Annotated in this window: 16 protein-coding genes; 8 read left to right on the top strand and 8 right to left on the bottom strand. The window is 47.8% G+C overall.

The window, feature by feature from the left end:
- Positions 1-40: 40 nt before the first annotated feature.
- Genes EWA64_RS20350 through EWA64_RS20340 form a run of 3 tightly spaced genes read right to left on the bottom strand, consistent with a single transcriptional unit; the run spans position 41 to position 1,901 of the window.
- Entirely contained in the window at positions 41-454 is a 414-nt protein-coding gene (locus tag EWA64_RS20350; RefSeq protein WP_061894426.1) for an ExbD/TolR family protein, read from the bottom strand.
- Positions 451-1,137, bottom strand: a complete 687-nt coding sequence (locus tag EWA64_RS20345) for a MotA/TolQ/ExbB proton channel family protein (protein WP_061894427.1) — start codon at positions 1,135-1,137, stop codon at positions 451-453. The genes EWA64_RS20350 and EWA64_RS20345 overlap by 4 nt, the downstream gene beginning before the upstream one ends.
- A 2-nt stretch (positions 1,138-1,139) precedes the next feature.
- The gene (locus tag EWA64_RS20340; protein WP_230856351.1) at positions 1,140-1,901 is read right to left on the bottom strand and encodes an energy transducer TonB; all 762 of its coding nucleotides are present in this window, start codon (positions 1,899-1,901) and stop codon (positions 1,140-1,142) included.
- A 153-nt stretch (positions 1,902-2,054) separates the two neighbouring features.
- Between EWA64_RS20340 and hutW the strand changes: the two genes are divergently transcribed.
- From hutW to EWA64_RS20320, 4 genes are all read left to right on the top strand, one after another.
- On the top strand, positions 2,055-3,428 hold the full coding sequence (gene hutW, locus EWA64_RS20335) for a heme anaerobic degradation radical SAM methyltransferase ChuW/HutW (protein WP_061894429.1): 1,374 nt from the start codon (positions 2,055-2,057) through the stop codon (positions 3,426-3,428).
- A gap of 45 nt (positions 3,429-3,473) precedes the next feature.
- On the top strand, positions 3,474-3,977 hold the full coding sequence (gene hutX, locus EWA64_RS20330) for a heme utilization cystosolic carrier protein HutX (RefSeq protein ID WP_061894430.1): 504 nt from the start codon (positions 3,474-3,476) through the stop codon (positions 3,975-3,977).
- A 24-nt stretch (positions 3,978-4,001) separates the two neighbouring features.
- On the top strand, positions 4,002-4,532 hold the full coding sequence (gene hutZ, locus EWA64_RS20325) for a heme utilization protein HutZ (protein WP_039434577.1): 531 nt from the start codon (positions 4,002-4,004) through the stop codon (positions 4,530-4,532).
- A gap of 78 nt (positions 4,533-4,610) precedes the next feature.
- Positions 4,611-5,153 (top strand): ATP:cob(I)alamin adenosyltransferase, encoded by a 543-nt coding sequence (locus EWA64_RS20320; protein ID WP_061894431.1) that lies wholly within the window; start codon positions 4,611-4,613, stop codon positions 5,151-5,153.
- 30 nt (positions 5,154-5,183) lie between these two features.
- Here EWA64_RS20320 and EWA64_RS20315 read toward each other — a convergent pair whose 3' ends face one another.
- Positions 5,184-6,098, bottom strand: coding sequence for a chemotaxis protein (locus EWA64_RS20315; protein ID WP_061894432.1), 915 nt, complete (start codon positions 6,096-6,098; stop codon positions 5,184-5,186).
- A gap of 170 nt (positions 6,099-6,268) precedes the next feature.
- Between EWA64_RS20315 and ppiC the strand changes: the two genes are divergently transcribed.
- A complete protein-coding gene (gene ppiC, locus EWA64_RS20310) occupies positions 6,269-6,547 on the top strand; it encodes a peptidylprolyl isomerase PpiC (protein ID WP_061894433.1) in 279 nt (92 codons plus the stop codon).
- 57 nt (positions 6,548-6,604) lie between these two features.
- Positions 6,605-7,204: a glutathione S-transferase family protein gene (locus EWA64_RS20305; protein WP_061894434.1), complete on the top strand. Its 600-nt coding sequence runs from the start codon at positions 6,605-6,607 to the stop codon at positions 7,202-7,204.
- A 23-nt stretch (positions 7,205-7,227) separates the two neighbouring features.
- Here the strand turns inward: EWA64_RS20305 and EWA64_RS20300 are convergent, their stop codons facing one another.
- Complete coding sequence (locus EWA64_RS20300) at positions 7,228-7,743, bottom strand: DUF2867 domain-containing protein (protein WP_061894435.1); 516 nt, start codon at positions 7,741-7,743, stop codon at positions 7,228-7,230.
- Positions 7,740-7,937, bottom strand: coding sequence for a hypothetical protein (locus EWA64_RS20295; protein WP_061894436.1), 198 nt, complete (start codon positions 7,935-7,937; stop codon positions 7,740-7,742). Before EWA64_RS20295 ends, EWA64_RS20300 begins: the two co-directional genes overlap by 4 nt.
- A gap of 112 nt (positions 7,938-8,049) precedes the next feature.
- Here EWA64_RS20295 and EWA64_RS20290 point away from each other — a divergent pair, with 112 nt between their 5' ends.
- Together EWA64_RS20290 and EWA64_RS20285 are read left to right on the top strand one after the other, a co-directional pair.
- On the top strand, positions 8,050-8,571 hold the full coding sequence (locus EWA64_RS20290) for a TetR/AcrR family transcriptional regulator (RefSeq protein WP_061894437.1): 522 nt from the start codon (positions 8,050-8,052) through the stop codon (positions 8,569-8,571).
- A gap of 388 nt (positions 8,572-8,959) precedes the next feature.
- A complete protein-coding gene (locus EWA64_RS20285; RefSeq protein WP_061894438.1) occupies positions 8,960-10,312 on the top strand; it encodes an alpha-amylase family glycosyl hydrolase in 1,353 nt (450 codons plus the stop codon).
- 49 nt (positions 10,313-10,361) lie between these two features.
- On the opposite strand, the gene EWA64_RS20280 is transcribed toward EWA64_RS20285, so the two are convergent.
- Positions 10,362-12,230, bottom strand: a complete 1,869-nt coding sequence (locus EWA64_RS20280) for a methyl-accepting chemotaxis protein (protein WP_061894439.1) — start codon at positions 12,228-12,230, stop codon at positions 10,362-10,364.
- Positions 12,231-12,388: 158 nt separating this feature from the next.
- Positions 12,389-14,260 (bottom strand): methyl-accepting chemotaxis protein, encoded by a 1,872-nt coding sequence (locus EWA64_RS20275; RefSeq protein ID WP_061894440.1) that lies wholly within the window; start codon positions 14,258-14,260, stop codon positions 12,389-12,391.
- Between the last annotated feature and the right edge of the window lie 139 nt (positions 14,261-14,399).

Here is a 14,399-nt window from a genome sequence, read left to right as displayed (position 1 = left end):
CAGCGATGGTTGTCAGTTGCTTTTTCATAGATGAAATCTCTTATTGCGGTGGTTCGGTAAGAAGCTGTGTTGCTTTAATGCCGCTTTCTTGAAGAAATCCGAGCAGCCTCACCAGATGTTGAATGTCGGCGGTTTTATCTGCGCCAATCACCACGGGTTTGTCTGAGTTTTTGCTTTCTTCAATTAAAGCGAGCGTAAAGTTGTCCCAATCGATGTAACGTTGGCCATTGATTGCCCAGTGTGGCTCGTCAGCTAGAATATTGATGGTCAACGACTGCTTTTCGACTGGTGCGACGGCGTTGGAATCGCTGCTCGGCAAGTCAACATCAATGGAATCGAGCTTGACAGCCGCGGTTAGCATCAAAAACACCATCACAATGAAGATGATGTCGAGCAGCGGAGTGAGATCGGGTGTCAAGCCATGCGAGTTGTCGGGTGGCGGCGCTTTGATCATTTCAGCTCCGTCGTCAGTTCGGTTGCTGTGCGCAGACCCTGTGGAGAAACGTGCTGTACGGCAACGCCTTCCAGCCACAAGTTGACGTAGTTGAGCGTGTGCTCCAGTTTGGCCATCACTCTATCAGCCCAAAGGCCAAGTAGCTGCGCCCCTGCAATTGCGGGCAGGGCAATCAATAGGCCAGCAGCGGTGGTGCGCATTGCGAGGCCAAGACCATCGGCGAGATCGTTGGGAGTGATATTACCGCTGGAAGCAGCGACGCCTTTAAACATCTCAATCAACCCCAGTACGGTGCCGAGCAAGCCAATTAAAGGGCTAAGCACGCCGATCAGAGTGAGCAAGCGTAAGCCTGAGTGAAGTTGATGGCGTTTTTCTTGTAGCCACATTCCAGCGGCATCTTCTCGCAAGGATTTCGCAAACGCGTGATGCGCCAGTAACATGGCGACCCCTTTGTAAAGCAGTGGACGCTTCAATGCTAGGCGTTCGGCCAACTGTTCAATGTGCAGGTTATTGGTGGGCGAAATAGTGTGCAACTCACGGCGAATGGCACGTTTGCCAACGCCAAGACTCAGCACGACTTGGATGGATCGCTCGACAAGGATCATCACCATCACGGTGGAACAAATGATTAGCGGCCAAGCCATTAGCCCAAGTTGGCTCTGTAGTTCATGTATATGTTGCATAGTTAATCCAATGAAAAACGAACGGGAACTCTGATGCGAGAAGGCATTCTTCTGCCGTTCTCAACGTGTGGAGAGAAGCGCCACGCTTTGGTCGCTTTTAATGCGGCGTTGTCCAACATCTCTGTGCCGCTGGAGGCGATCAGCACCGATTTGATCTGCTCGCCTTTTTCATCGAGCCAAATCTCAATCATCGCGGTGCCTTCGATGCCTCTTTTTTGTGCAAGACGAGGATACTTCGGTGGCACGGGCCTTTCGAGATAACTTGGTCTGTCGACCAGTACCGGTAAACTGCTCGCTCCTTGCGCGCTCTGCGCTGGTGTCGGTTTACTGCTCGGTTGTGGATCTTCAGTCACGGTTTGCTTTACTTGTGTCGGCTGTACTTCTGTCTGCTCTGCTTGAGTTTCAACCTTGTTCGTTGCCACTGTTGGCGTCTGTTTTGTTTTGACAGGCTGCGTTTCTGCTGGCGGTTTGATAGCCTCTTTCTTGACTGGCTTGTGCACTTTTTCTCGTTGAATGGGTGCTGGCTGAGGCTTTTTTGCCTCTTCGATCACCGGTTTTTTTTCGACGGGTGGATGTTGCGGTTCGACTTTAGCTGCCGGTGGCTGAGGATTAACCGCAACAAGATTCACCGCTACGGAAGACGATTGATTTCCAGCGGTTGCAGCAAAGGCTTGCTTCTCATCTGCAACAAAAAGTATGGCAGCGTGCAGCACGAGAGACGCCATTCCTGCGAAGACATATCTAGGTAAATTCACAATGTTCATACTGTCCAATCAAGCTAACTGGGCGAGATTATTACCTACAATACAAATAATATCAATTATCAATTGCATTATCATTTGTCTGATTTTATCATTTGCCCAGTTTAAGGAATTAGGCTTACCAAGCTTCACCTGGTGAGTAATAAGCGAGTACCGATGACGCTTAATTTAGAGAAGTACGATCAATCGATTCTTGGCGCGAACACCCCCGATCCACTGCGCTTTGCATTTGCACAAAAACACGCTGCGCACGCCGGCGGAGGAAGTCGCCCCCTAGCCGCGGACAAAATGAGTCCGACGTTCCAGCGGCTGATGTCTCAGCAAGAGAGCACCAAGCAAAAGCGTTGCCTTTATGTGCACATTCCATTTTGTCGCGTGCGCTGTACCTTTTGTAATTTCTTCCAAAATGCGGCTAGCCGTCAGTTGGTCGATAGCTATTTCGCCGCCTTGATGGCCGAAGTTGAACTCAAAGCGGCACAGCCTTGGACGCAAAACGGTGTGTTTCATGCTGTCTATGTTGGCGGCGGAACGCCAACAGACTTATCGCCGGAACAGGTCGAGCAGCTCGGCACGATGCTGCGCAGCCGCTTTCCATTGGCGGCTGACTGCGAAATCACTTTAGAAGGTCGAATCAACCGTTTTAGCGATGAGATGTATCAAAGTGCGCTAAAAGGTGGTTTTAACCGCTTCTCCTTTGGCGTTCAGAGTTTTGATACCTTAGTAAGACGCAGCGCCAAACGCTTAGACGACAGAGAGCAAGTGCTTTCTCGCATTAGTGAGCTGGCTGGTTACGATGAAGCGCCCATCATTGTTGATCTGCTTTACGGTTTACCGCATCAAACTGAGCAAGTGTTGCAGCAAGATCTGCAGGATTTCATCTCAACCGGTGCGCATGGTTTAGATCTGTATCAACTGGTCGTTGGTGGCAGTGCGCCCATGCTCAACTTAGTGGAAAAAGGCCGTTTGCCCGCACCCGCGACCACCGCAGAGAAAGCGTCTATGTATCAACTGGGTGTTGAGTTTATGCAAGCACATCACCTCAAGCAGCTCAGTGTTAATCACTGGGCAACGGACAATCGCGAGCGCAGTTTATACAACAGTTTGGCAAAAACCTACGCTGAAGTGTTGCCAATCGGTTGTGGTGCGGGTGGCTCGATTGGTGGTTATGGTTTGATGCAAGAGCGCCAGCTTGATCGCTATCTCGAAGCGATGAGACAGCAACGCGTGCCCTTGATGCTGGTGACAAAGCAGCACCACTTAGAGCCAATTTTTTCAGCGTTAAAATCGGGTTTTGATCGCGGTGTGCTGCAAGCCTGTCAGCTTACTGATTTTGCTGGAATGGATACATTTGAGTATCTGCGTCCACTGTTTGAAGTTTGGCAGCAAAAAGGATTAATTGAGCTGAATGGGCAGAGTCTGGTGCTCACGTTAGCCGGCAGCTTTTGGGCGGTGACACTCGCCCAAGCTTGCATCCAAGTACTAAGCTCTGAGTATCAGCAGCAACAGCAGATTTACGATATTGCGCTGTAACAACAGCGCAATTTATTGAATAAACCAAGAACTTTTGGAAGCAAAATGAACGAACTACAAGCAAAAGTCGCAGAACTGTTGCAACAAGAACCAACGCTGTTGCCGGGGGCAATGGCCGAACGCCTTAATGTGTCAGAGCTGGATGTGGTCAGTGCCTTGCCAAGCGACATGGCGGTAATGCTACCGGGTGAAATGGCTCAACCTGTATTGGAAAGTCTGGTCGATTTCGGCCCGGTGACGACGATAGTGCACGCTTTTGGTTCGATATTTGAGGTGAAAGCGCCGTTTCCCAAAGGAAAAGAAGCCAGAGGCTACTATAACCTGATGGGACGCCAAGGTGAGCTGCATGGTCATCTCAAGCTGGACAACGTTAAAGCGGTTGGTTTAGTGAGTAAGCCTTTTATGGGGCGTGAAAGCCACTATTTTGGTTTTTTCTCCCAGAGCGGGGAAAATATTTTTAAAATCTACCTTGGCCGTGATGAGAAGCGTGAGCTGATTCCACAGCAAGTGGAGCGTTTTAAAGCGATGCAAGCTGAGTTTGCAAAGTAACAGAATAAGAGTGAGGAGAAAGTCATGGATCAGCAGGTAAAACAAGAACGACTACAAGGCCGCTTAGAGCCGGAGATCAAAGAGTTTCGTCAAGAGCGTCAAACCTTGCAACTGGCGACAGTGGATAAAGATGGCCGCCCAAATGTCAGCTACGCGCCTTTTGTACAAAACCAAGAAGGCTACTTTGTGCTGATTTCGCAAATCGCACGTCATGCCCGCAATCTCCTAGAGAATCCACAAGTCTCTTTGATGATGATCGAAGATGAAGACTCTGCAAAGCAGCTATTTGCGCGTAAACGCCTGACGTTTGATGCGGTTGCCAGTGTGGTGGAGCGCGATAGCCAACTTTGGCAGCAGGTGATTGGTCAGATGCAAGAGCGCTTTGGTGAAATTGTTGCAGGCTTGAGCCAACTGGAAGATTTTGTCTTGTTCAATTTAAAAGCTGAACGGGGTTTGTTTGTCAAAGGCTTTGGTCAAGCATATCAAGTGTCTGGTGAGGATTTGGTCGATTTTGTTCATTTGCAAGAAGGGCACCGCCAGATCTCTAATGGCTAAGCTCAACGCTGGTAAATATTCATGATTTTAAGGGAGTTAGTTATACTGACTCCCTTTTTTATCGGTTGGAGAGACCTTGTGAAACCCGTCAGTAAAGTTATGGTAGAGCTCTGTTATCCGTTTATTTATGAACAGAGTCCGGTGTGTGATTTTGAAATTGCCGCAGATGAACTCTGCTGCCGAGTTGGCCTCGTCCTGAGCATGCAGCCGCTCGACCCACTGGTGCGACAGGTGCTGAGCCGACTGCAAGCGAACATCTATCACCTCAACGGTTCAGTGCGTGGTAAGTTAGCGATCAGCGAAGAGGATGTTGAGGCGTTGACTGCCGACTATGACGCGCTGCGTGAAGCCTTGTCCGGTGGTTTCGCTGGATTTGTGCTGCCGGGTGGTCATCCGGTGTCGTCGCAATTGCACCTGTGCCGCTGTCAGGCAAAAAAAGTAGTGAGGGCCTTAGTTGCGATTGAACACAGTGGCCTGAAGTCGCCTGCGCCAATCCTGTTTCGCTATGGCAATTTACTGGCCAATGTGATGTACGCGCTTGCCTCGTACACCAACCAAGTTAACCAAGTGGAAGAGACGGAGTTTGTGAGTAAAAGCTATCCGATGCCGAAACGACAGTGATGAATGCAAGTTAAGGAAAGAGGAGGCGGATTATACCGCCTCTTTGGATTTTTCAAGCGCTCGCGCACCGCGCAGCATGGCTTCCACCAATTCACCAGCATTGAATTTTTCCAGTGCCTCATGCGCGCCAACTTGATGGGCACGATCGACACAAATTTCACTCGATAGTGAGGTGTGCAAAATACGATAGGAGCGATTAAGCGCCGGATCGTTTTGTACTTCAAACGCCAGTTCGTAGCCATCCAAACCCGGCATTTCAATGTCGCTGACCAGCAAATCAACCGGACGACCCCGTTCGGCTTCACGGCGCATTAATTCCAGTGCATCTGCGCCGTTTTTGCAGATTTGGTAAGAGATATTGATGCTGTCCAACGCATCGCTCAATTGTTTACGGGCAATCGACGAGTCATCCACCAGCAAGATGCTTAATGCTTTAAGTCGTTCGCGTTCAATGTCGGTGAGCATCGGAATCTTAGTATTTTCATACTGCGGGTAAATTTTTGACAGCAGCAGTTCGACGTCCAACATCTGCACAATTTCATTGTTGTAACGGGTGATACCAGTGACAAACACATTGTGTCCGGCACTGGCTGGGGGTGTCTCGATGGAGCGCCAATCGCAGTCGATGATTTTCTCAATCGAACGCACCATAAAAGCCACGACAGTGCGCAAGCAGTCCGTGACGATCAAATAGCTATTTTTGTATTCCGACTTATCAATCGGGCGAAAACCAATCGCCGCCGACATATCGATGACTGGAACGGTCAGGTTACGAATCGTCACAGTGCCGATGACGTGGCGGTGTGAATAAGGAATTTGCGTGGTGGGCAAATATGGCACGATCTCCCGGACTTTGAGCGTACCAATAGCGAAATTCTGCTTTAGTGTCAGCTTAAACACCAGCATTCCCTGCGATTGATTTGCCTTACTAGGGGCTTTAGCCATACTGTTACCTTGCTTAACGTTATTTTTTACTGTCAATCTTACTGCATAATGGCTCACCTTCAAGGGATATCGACGACGAAAGTGCGATAGAGCTATCTCATCAGCAATTAATGACCCGATTGAGGACTTCAGGTAAACTTGCGCACTTTGACATTTTTGAGGGGAATAGCATGGCCCAAACAGCAGCGGCGTTGCACATTTTGGTGAAACACAAAGAACAAGCGGAAGAGATCATTGCGCAACTGAAAAAAGGGGTAAAATTTCACGTACTTGCCAAAAAGCATTCTCTTTGCCCATCGGGTAAACGCGGTGGTGACTTAGGAGAGTTCAAACGTGGTCAGATGGTTCCTCAGTTTGACAAAGTGTGTTTCAGCGGCGAAGTGCTCACACCACATCTGGTAAAAACCAAATTTGGCTGGCATGTGGTGAAGGTGCTGTATCGGACGTGATATGAGTTAAGCTTCGCTAGTCATCTCCTGATTGAACAGAGCGTTTTAGGGCAAAATATGGATGTTATTCTCTACAGTGCGAAAGGCTCCAACAGCTCGGAGCGAGTGGAATGGGTACTGAATTACAAGCAAATTGCCTACCAGCGGATAGAACTGAGCAACGAAGCGCTTGCTGGCAGTTATCTCAATATTAATCCTTTTGGCTACGTGCCGGCATTGTCAGTGGATGGCGAGATCTTCTCAGAGTCCATGGCGATTATTGAGTACCTTGAAGAAAGTGGCGACAATTGGCCTTTACTCGGGCGAACGCGCAGTGAAAGAGCCCATGTCCGACGAGTATGCGAGTACGTTAATGCCAGTATTCACTCACCACAAAATAGAACGGTGTTGGCCTTTTGGCGGCCTGAGCTAGGCGATAGAGAAAAGCGGGTCTTGCGTGGGCAGTGGATTATGCGCTGCCTAGAGAAATTGCGTGCAGCTCTGTGCTGTGACTCAGGCTATGCCATCGGTCATCACTTCTCGCTGGCGGACATTTTTGTCGCATCAATCTACAAAAAAGCACGGCAACATGGTTGTGTTGAGGACGAGTTTTACCGCAATCATCTGCTGCATTTAAGAGCCGATAAGAAGATCGCGGAGTCAGAGCCACGTCCTTAGGCGCTACTTCGCACAACTGATTGTTAAGAGTGCACTGCATTTGTAACACGATTGAGCATCGAACGCAGACTACCTAAAGCGATCACTTTGTGAAAAGGAATGATCGCCAGCAGGTAAAGATAACCAATCCAAGTGTGGGTATTGACTAAAGTCGAGAGCGTAAACTTTCCGGGCGCATGTTTGACGATGGAAAGAGAGACACGCATGTGCTTATCTTCCGTGGTACAGATGATCTCGTCTGCGGTGAGTGACTCGACGTGATGCAAACCGATACCTTCGCCTTCTCGAAGTTGTTGTGCATTCAGCGCAACTTTACCCGCCGATATAGCAAAACCAAACGGTTTTACCAGCGCATTTCTCAGCGCCATGAGCTTTTCGACACTCTTTGGCAAATGGCCAAAAACATCGACATAGACTTCGCTTGGTGTGCGGTTGGTGTCTGCGATTTCGAAGCGCAAAGCGTCACTAAACCCTCTTTTCTGTTGACGGCCAAACAATGAACTCTGGCTCGGTATAGGGACAGAGTGTATCTGCGTCATAGTAGCTCCTTAAACAGTAGTTTTATTTCTCTTCTCACTTCTGCACCGCCAATTAGCGCCAGTAATATCAAGCCGCCGGGCACCAGTATTAACATCAAAATCGGACGCATAACATAAGAGAAGAGAAAGATCCCAGGTAAAAATATAACCCATTGAACAATCTTTAAGATCAGGTTTTTGATTAGAGGTTGCATAAAACTTTTCCAATAAACTGAGCGTGCTCATTTTATAATTGAGCGTGCTCAGTTTGTCAACTCTGGTCAGGAAAGGTATCATCTTTCCTAAAGAGTTTGAGATGGATAAAGCATGAGTAAGCGAGATCAGACAAGAGAGCGTATCCTAGCCGCTGCGTGGCAACTATTTGAAACACAGGGGTATCAAGAAACCTCAACACGGCAGATTGCAAGAGAAGCGGGTGTTGCCGATGGAACCGTGTTTAGCCATTTTGCGACTAAACTGGCTATTTTACGCGAAGGTATGATGAAGCAGTTGTCGCTGCTTGCGCAGCAGGGTGTGTCGAATCCATCGCTCGATCCTTTTGAGCTCGGTATACAGTTTGCGCGAGTCTATTACAGCTACTATTTTGCCAATGTTAATTTGAGCCGCGCACTGCTCAAAGAAGTGCTGTGGGATATGGACTACTATCAATCGTTCAACCAAACTTTGTTTGCGACGATGAGTTTGCCTGACACGTTGAGAGACAAAATTCCTTTACTATTGGATTGCTACTTCATGACACTCGTGACTCATCTGGGTAAGCCGGAGCCTGATCTGGAAGAGGCGTTACAAGCCCTGACTAGTAAATATCAATGCTTACTGGCGCAATGAATCATAGAGATTAATACTCTGGATTGATGATTTACTTGGATTAAGTTCACAAATTTGATGTGATACATCTCAGTGTTATTTTGCTCTCAAGCCTAATTTCAAATACTTATCATTAGATTGTCTTTCCAAAATGAAACGTGCATTTCCTGTTTTGTTGTTTTAAAACAGTAAGATAGAATTCTTTTTCTATATGCTCTCGTTTCTCCATGACTGTAGGAAGGATGATAGTTGGCTACTTGGCCAATTTCTACGCCCTGTGTTTCCTCCCGTTTGTACATTCACTAGGTGGATGGCGAATAGCCAGTTCGCTCTATAATTTTCTTCAGGCGCACCGAAGCGATATGGCGATACGCAGTTTCGCAAGGTGCAACGTGAAAGGAGAGTGAAAATGGCTTGCTTAAACAACGAGCAAAAACGAAAAGGCAACGTGATTTTGCACGCTTTCGACTGGCGCTATGATGAGATTGGCGCTCAAGCAGAAAAGATCAATCAAATGGGTTATGCCTCGGTGCTGGTATCACCACCGCTGCGTAGCGCCAAATCCGCAAAATGGTGGCAACGGTATCAGCCACAAGACTATCGTGTTATCGACAACTTTCTCGGCAACACCGAAGATTTCCGCAATATGGTTCAAGCTCTTGAAGCGGTTGGCGTTCGCGTTTACGCCGATGTCGTCTTTAACCATATGGCCAACGAAGCCAAGCAACGTCGCGACTTGAGCTATCCAGCTAAATCTGTGCTGGAAGAGTACATCAGCAACGCTGAGTACTTTGAAAAGCAGCGCCTGTTTGGTGATCTTTCGGAGCCGTTATTCACCGAGAATGACTTTGTTGAAGCGTTCGGCATCCAAGACTGGAAAGATAAATGGCAGGTGCAAAACGGGCGGATCTCCGGTGGTCCAAGTGATCCGGGATTGCCGACATTACGTGTGCATGAACATGTGATTGAACAGCAGCGTAACTACCTTCGAGCATTGAAAAAACTTGGTGTGAAAGGTTTTCGCATTGATGCAGCCAAGCACATGACCTTGGAGCATATTAAACAAGTTTGGACGGATGAAATTACTGAGGGGATGCATATTTTTGGTGAGATCATTACCGATGGAGGGGCGACTCAGGAGGAGTATGAACTTTTCCTACAGCCTTATTTGCAAGAAACGCGTTTGGGGGCATACGACTTTCCGCTCTTTAGTACGCTATTCAAGGCTTTCTCAGAAAAGGGCAGTTTCAAAAGCCTGATCGATCCTTACTGTTTTGGCCAAGCACTGTCTAAACGCAGGGCGATAACCTTTGTAGTAACCCACGATATTCCCAATAACGATGTGTTTACCAATCTGGTGATGGATGAGACATCCGAATGGTTGGCTTACGCTTATATCCTTGGCCGTGATGGTGGTAGCCCGTTGATTTATACCGATCTCGACACCAGTGAAATGAAAAACTCCTTAGGAGAACCGCGCTGGCTGAACGTTTGGTGCGATGACAAAATGGCGAAAATGATTGCATTTCACAACCGATTCCACGGTGAAGAGATGGAGGTGTTGGAGGGCAATGACGACATGCTGCTATTTCGTCGTGGTCAAGAAGGCTTTGTGGTGATTAATAAGTCGAGTCGCAAACAGTCGGTTTCTATCCCTAGCAACGCGTCCTTAACGGATGTGCTGACTGGAAAACGTTACAGTTCAAGTAGAGGCCGAGTTGATTTCACCATCGACGCGAAAACCAGCTTGATGATGTGGTAAGAAAACGGCGAAGCTTAAGCTTCGCCGCCTTTTATGGTGAGTAAAAGCGCTAAACGATGAATTTGTTCAAGATAGTGTCTTGTTCACGGACGTTTTCTACCTGAACTTGCATCGCAATGTTGGCGCTCTCTGCCAACTCAGATACCTGTACGGAGAGATCTTTGATCTTCACCGTGTTGTTGTTGATCTCCTCTGCAACTAAGCTTTGCTCTTCAGCGGCTGAAGCGATTTGAATATTCATATCGCTAATTTGCTGAATGGCGCCGCGAATACGCTCAAGTGCGCTATTGGCTTCTTGTGCTCTTGCCACGGCGTTGATCGCGGTGTCTTTACTTTGATTCATCGCACTTGCCACTGAATTCGCGCTGCTTTGCAGCTTCTCAATCATGCTGCGAATTTCGGTTGTTGATTCCTGAGTGCGCTGAGCTAGGGTGCGCACTTCATCTGCAACCACGGCAAACCCACGTCCAGATTCGCCTGCACGTGCCGCTTCAATTGCCGCGTTTAGAGCCAGCAAATTGGTTTGATCGGCAATGTCATTGATCACTTTTAGAATGGTTTCGATATTCGACGTGGCCGACTCGAGCACTTGTACCTCTGTGACCGCTTCGTCAATGCGGGTAGATAGTTCATCGATCGCTTGAGTTGTGTCGTTGACAATGGCCGTGCCATCGACAGTGGCGTCATCGGCATCTTTCGCCGCAGAAGCTGCACCTTGTGCGTTAGAAGCGACATCAGAAGCGGTGGTCGCCATCTCATGCATCGCGGTGGCAAGCTGTTCGAGCTCACGCAATTGCTCTTGCATCGCAGCAGCAGACTCTTGTAAACCGACGGAGGTGTTTTCTGACCCATGTAAGATTTCAGCTCCAATCGCTTTAGACTGCTTAATGAGTTGCTGCAAATTGCCCGTAAAGGCATTAAAACCACTGGCCAGTTTTGAGAACTCTTGGTCTGTATTGGTATCTAGACGTTGAGTTAAGTCTCCATCGCCAGAAGCAACATCTTGAATCGCTGTATTGAGGTCATCAAGTGGACGCATCAAAGAGCGGATCAACACCAGCAAAACTGCGATACTGATAATCAGTGCAATCAAGGTATAGATGATGGAGCTGTTGCGTAATTGGCTGATCGATTGGTAAGCAATGCTTTCATCGAGTACCACGCCTACATACCAGTCTTCCCCAGGAACAGCAGAAAAATCAAGAGTATAAGAAGTACCATTCAACTCAACTTTCTGCGGTTTGTCGGTAATTTGCACGTTTGGCATGTATTCCGACATGGGTTTGCCGTTTTTCTTTGTCTCTGGGTGAGCGATGGTGGTGCCGTCTTTTGCGACGATGAATACGTAACCTGCATCAAACAGTTTTACTTGGTTCACCAATTCGGCCAAACCCGCTAAACTCACGTCGTAAAAAATCGCGCCAATAAACTTTCCGTTGTCGCGCACCGGCGTCGCGATGGAGACAAGAATTTCATTCGTCGCCGAGTCGGCATACGGTGCGGTAATGATCAGTTTTCCGGCATTCTTCGCATCTTTATACCAAGGGCGAACACGAGGATCCCAAGTTGGCCCTGGGTTCCAGTTTGGGTCGTTATTAATGTTCGAGCCATCTTTTTCAAACCCCAACCCCGCGAGCAGGAAGGTATTTTTAACCACTGGGCGGGTAATGACGTCGGAAATGTGTTTTGGTGAGAGGTCGGTTTCCATCATACTGGTTGAGTAGGCGGCGATGGCTTTTCTGCCGTTAATTTCAGCCGCAACCGTATTGCGAACCCCATCAACAATTTCAGTGACACTGGCTTCGACTTGTTTGGTCAGTTCGTCCTGAACAGTAAAATATTGCTTTGCGGTTAGCAAAGAAACAGTCACGAGCAGCAGTAATGAAGAGGCTGCAACAATTTTATGGCTAAATTTCATCCTGTGTCCCTCAGTTTGGTTAAGTAACCAACTACTTATAATTTTATAGTTAATAAAGTACCGTTCATCCAGTTATTTATTTAGTAATATCTAATTTATAAAGTATTTTTTGTCCGTAAAAAAACGAAGGGGGAACCCTTCGCTTTTTCTATCGTTAGTTAGACAGTAAAACGGTTGAGAATATCGTCTAATTTACGCACGTTGTCCGTCTGTACTTGCATCGCTTGGTTGGCATTTCGCGCTTCACCTGCTACCTGTGTAGAGAGATCTTTGATGTTAACGGTGTTGTTGTTGATCTCTTCCGCAACCAAACTCTGTTGCTCAGCAGCGGAGGCAATTTGCATATTCATATCGGTGATTCGCTGAATCGCATCACGGATACGTTGTAGAGAGTTACGTGCCAAGCTGGCTTTTTCTACTGCGTCAACTGCGCTGCTTTTACTCTCTTTCATTGCACCAGCGACAGAAGATGCGCCCGATTGCAGTTGCTCAATCATATTGCGAATCTCGGTCGTAGACTGTTGAGTTCTTTGTGCCAAGGTACGAACTTCATCGGCAACCACGGCAAAACCACGCCCGGATTCACCTGCTCGGGCCGCTTCAATTGCGGCGTTAAGTGCCAGCAAGTTGGTCTGGTCGGCAATGTCGTTGATGACTTTCAAAATGGTTTCGATATTGGCAGTCGCGGACTCCAATCCCTGCACCTCTTCAACGGCCATATCAATACGTTGCGACAGCAGGTTGATAGAATCGGTTGACTGATTGACCACGTTAGCGCCTTGTTGTGTGGCGTCGTCGGCTTCTTGAGCGGCGGCGGCTGCACCTTGGGCATTGTTCGCCACTTCGGTTGCGGTGACCGCCATCTCATTCATGGCGGTCGCCAGTTGTTCCAGCTCTTGCAATTGCTCACTCATGGCTTCTGCCGAACCTCGAGCACCGCTTGCCGTCAGCTCCGTACCGTGGCGAATTTCTACGCCGATCTCTTTGGACTCAATAATTTGCTTTTGCAGATTGGCGGTAAAGGTATTGAAGCCTGCTGCAAGTTGTGAAAACTCTTGATCGGTATTGGTATCAAGGCGATGAGTCAGATCTCCGTTGCCCGAAGCCATATCTTGGATGGCTGCGTTTAATGCATCCAGCGGGCGCATTAAGAAACGGATCAGCATGGTAAGCGCGGTCAAGCTAAGGATTAAGGCTATCACCGCATAAATCATCGAGTTGTTGCGCAGTGAGTTAACCGCAGAGAAAGCGATGTCTTGATCGACAATTGCACCGATATACCAGTTTTCACTTGGGATCTTGCTAAACTCAACCAGATAGCGAGTGCCGTTGAGCTCAAACTCTTGCGAGCCTTCTTTGAGCTGTACTTGTGGCAAGTAACTCGATAACTTCTCGCCGTTGTTCTTTTGCTCTGGGTGAGCAATAGTGGTGCCATCGGCGGCGACGAGGAACAGATAACCTGCGTCAAAAAGGTTAACTTGGTTAACTAGATTAGCCAAATTTGTCAGTTTCATGTCATAGAACATGGCGGCGACGAAACGGCCATTCTCTTTTACTGGCGTACCGACCGAAATAATCACAGTTTTGCTCGACACATCCACATAGGGGGCGGTGACGATGAGCTGATTTTTGTTTTTGGCATCGATGTACCAAGGACGCTTACGAGGATCGTAATCCGGACCTGCTTCCCAACCATCGTCATTTTCTACCACGAAACCATCTTTTTCATAACCGAAACCCACCGCAAGAAAGCTGGATTTCAATTTTGGTTTCTCAAGGATGGTTTTGACGTAGGCTTTATCGGATGGCGAAATCTCGATCACTTCGGTGGTGGACTGAGCCAGCATCTTACGCGCTTCCATCTCTGAAACCACGGTATTGCGCACACTGCTTATCATCTCATCTAGGCTTTTAGTTACGTGTTCTTCGATGGTGCTGCGAACAGTGTAAATTTGCTTAAGTGACAGCAAGGATATAGTCACTAACAGCAGCGCAGAAGAGGCTGCTACAACTTTATGACTGAATTTCATATAAATCCCCTAACTTAATTCCAGCAAGCTTTGTAATTTTTAATAATTGTAGAAGTAATATCGGCATTTGCGCCGTATACCTAAGTACAATTTGTTACTTTTTTCCAAGCTAGGCAAATATTTGTAGATGTCAGTCCTC

Origin of the sequence: Vibrio cidicii, assembly GCF_009665415.1 — a bacterium.
Taxonomy (GTDB): domain Bacteria; phylum Pseudomonadota; class Gammaproteobacteria; order Enterobacterales; family Vibrionaceae; genus Vibrio; species Vibrio cidicii.
Note: the sequence above shows the minus strand (reverse complement) of the source record. Positions and strands in the feature narration are given on the sequence as shown.

Bases quoted from the DNA above. Each gene is read 5' to 3' on its own strand.
- EWA64_RS20350 (WP_061894426.1), bottom strand. From the start codon at position 454: ATGATCAAAGCGCCGCCACCCGACAACTCGCATGGCTTGACACCCGAT.
- ppiC (WP_061894433.1), top strand. From the start codon at position 6,269: ATGGCCCAAACAGCAGCGGCGTTGCACATTTTGGTGAAACACAAAGAA.
- EWA64_RS20340 (WP_230856351.1), bottom strand. From the start codon at position 1,901: ATGAACATTGTGAATTTACCTAGATATGTCTTCGCAGGAATGGCGTCT.
- hutW (WP_061894429.1), top strand. From the start codon at position 2,055: ATGACGCTTAATTTAGAGAAGTACGATCAATCGATTCTTGGCGCGAAC.
- hutX (WP_061894430.1), top strand. From the start codon at position 3,474: ATGAACGAACTACAAGCAAAAGTCGCAGAACTGTTGCAACAAGAACCA.
- hutZ (WP_039434577.1), top strand. From the start codon at position 4,002: ATGGATCAGCAGGTAAAACAAGAACGACTACAAGGCCGCTTAGAGCCG.
- EWA64_RS20315 (WP_061894432.1), bottom strand. From the start codon at position 6,098: ATGGCTAAAGCCCCTAGTAAGGCAAATCAATCGCAGGGAATGCTGGTG.
- EWA64_RS20275 (WP_061894440.1), bottom strand. From the start codon at position 14,260: ATGAAATTCAGTCATAAAGTTGTAGCAGCCTCTTCTGCGCTGCTGTTA.
- EWA64_RS20285 (WP_061894438.1), top strand. From the start codon at position 8,960: ATGGCTTGCTTAAACAACGAGCAAAAACGAAAAGGCAACGTGATTTTG.
- EWA64_RS20345 (WP_061894427.1), bottom strand. From the start codon at position 1,137: ATGCAACATATACATGAACTACAGAGCCAACTTGGGCTAATGGCTTGG.
- EWA64_RS20295 (WP_061894436.1), bottom strand. From the start codon at position 7,937: ATGCAACCTCTAATCAAAAACCTGATCTTAAAGATTGTTCAATGGGTT.
- EWA64_RS20280 (WP_061894439.1), bottom strand. From the start codon at position 12,230: ATGAAATTTAGCCATAAAATTGTTGCAGCCTCTTCATTACTGCTGCTC.
- EWA64_RS20290 (WP_061894437.1), top strand. From the start codon at position 8,050: ATGAGTAAGCGAGATCAGACAAGAGAGCGTATCCTAGCCGCTGCGTGG.
- EWA64_RS20305 (WP_061894434.1), top strand. From the start codon at position 6,605: ATGGATGTTATTCTCTACAGTGCGAAAGGCTCCAACAGCTCGGAGCGA.
- EWA64_RS20300 (WP_061894435.1), bottom strand. From the start codon at position 7,743: ATGACGCAGATACACTCTGTCCCTATACCGAGCCAGAGTTCATTGTTT.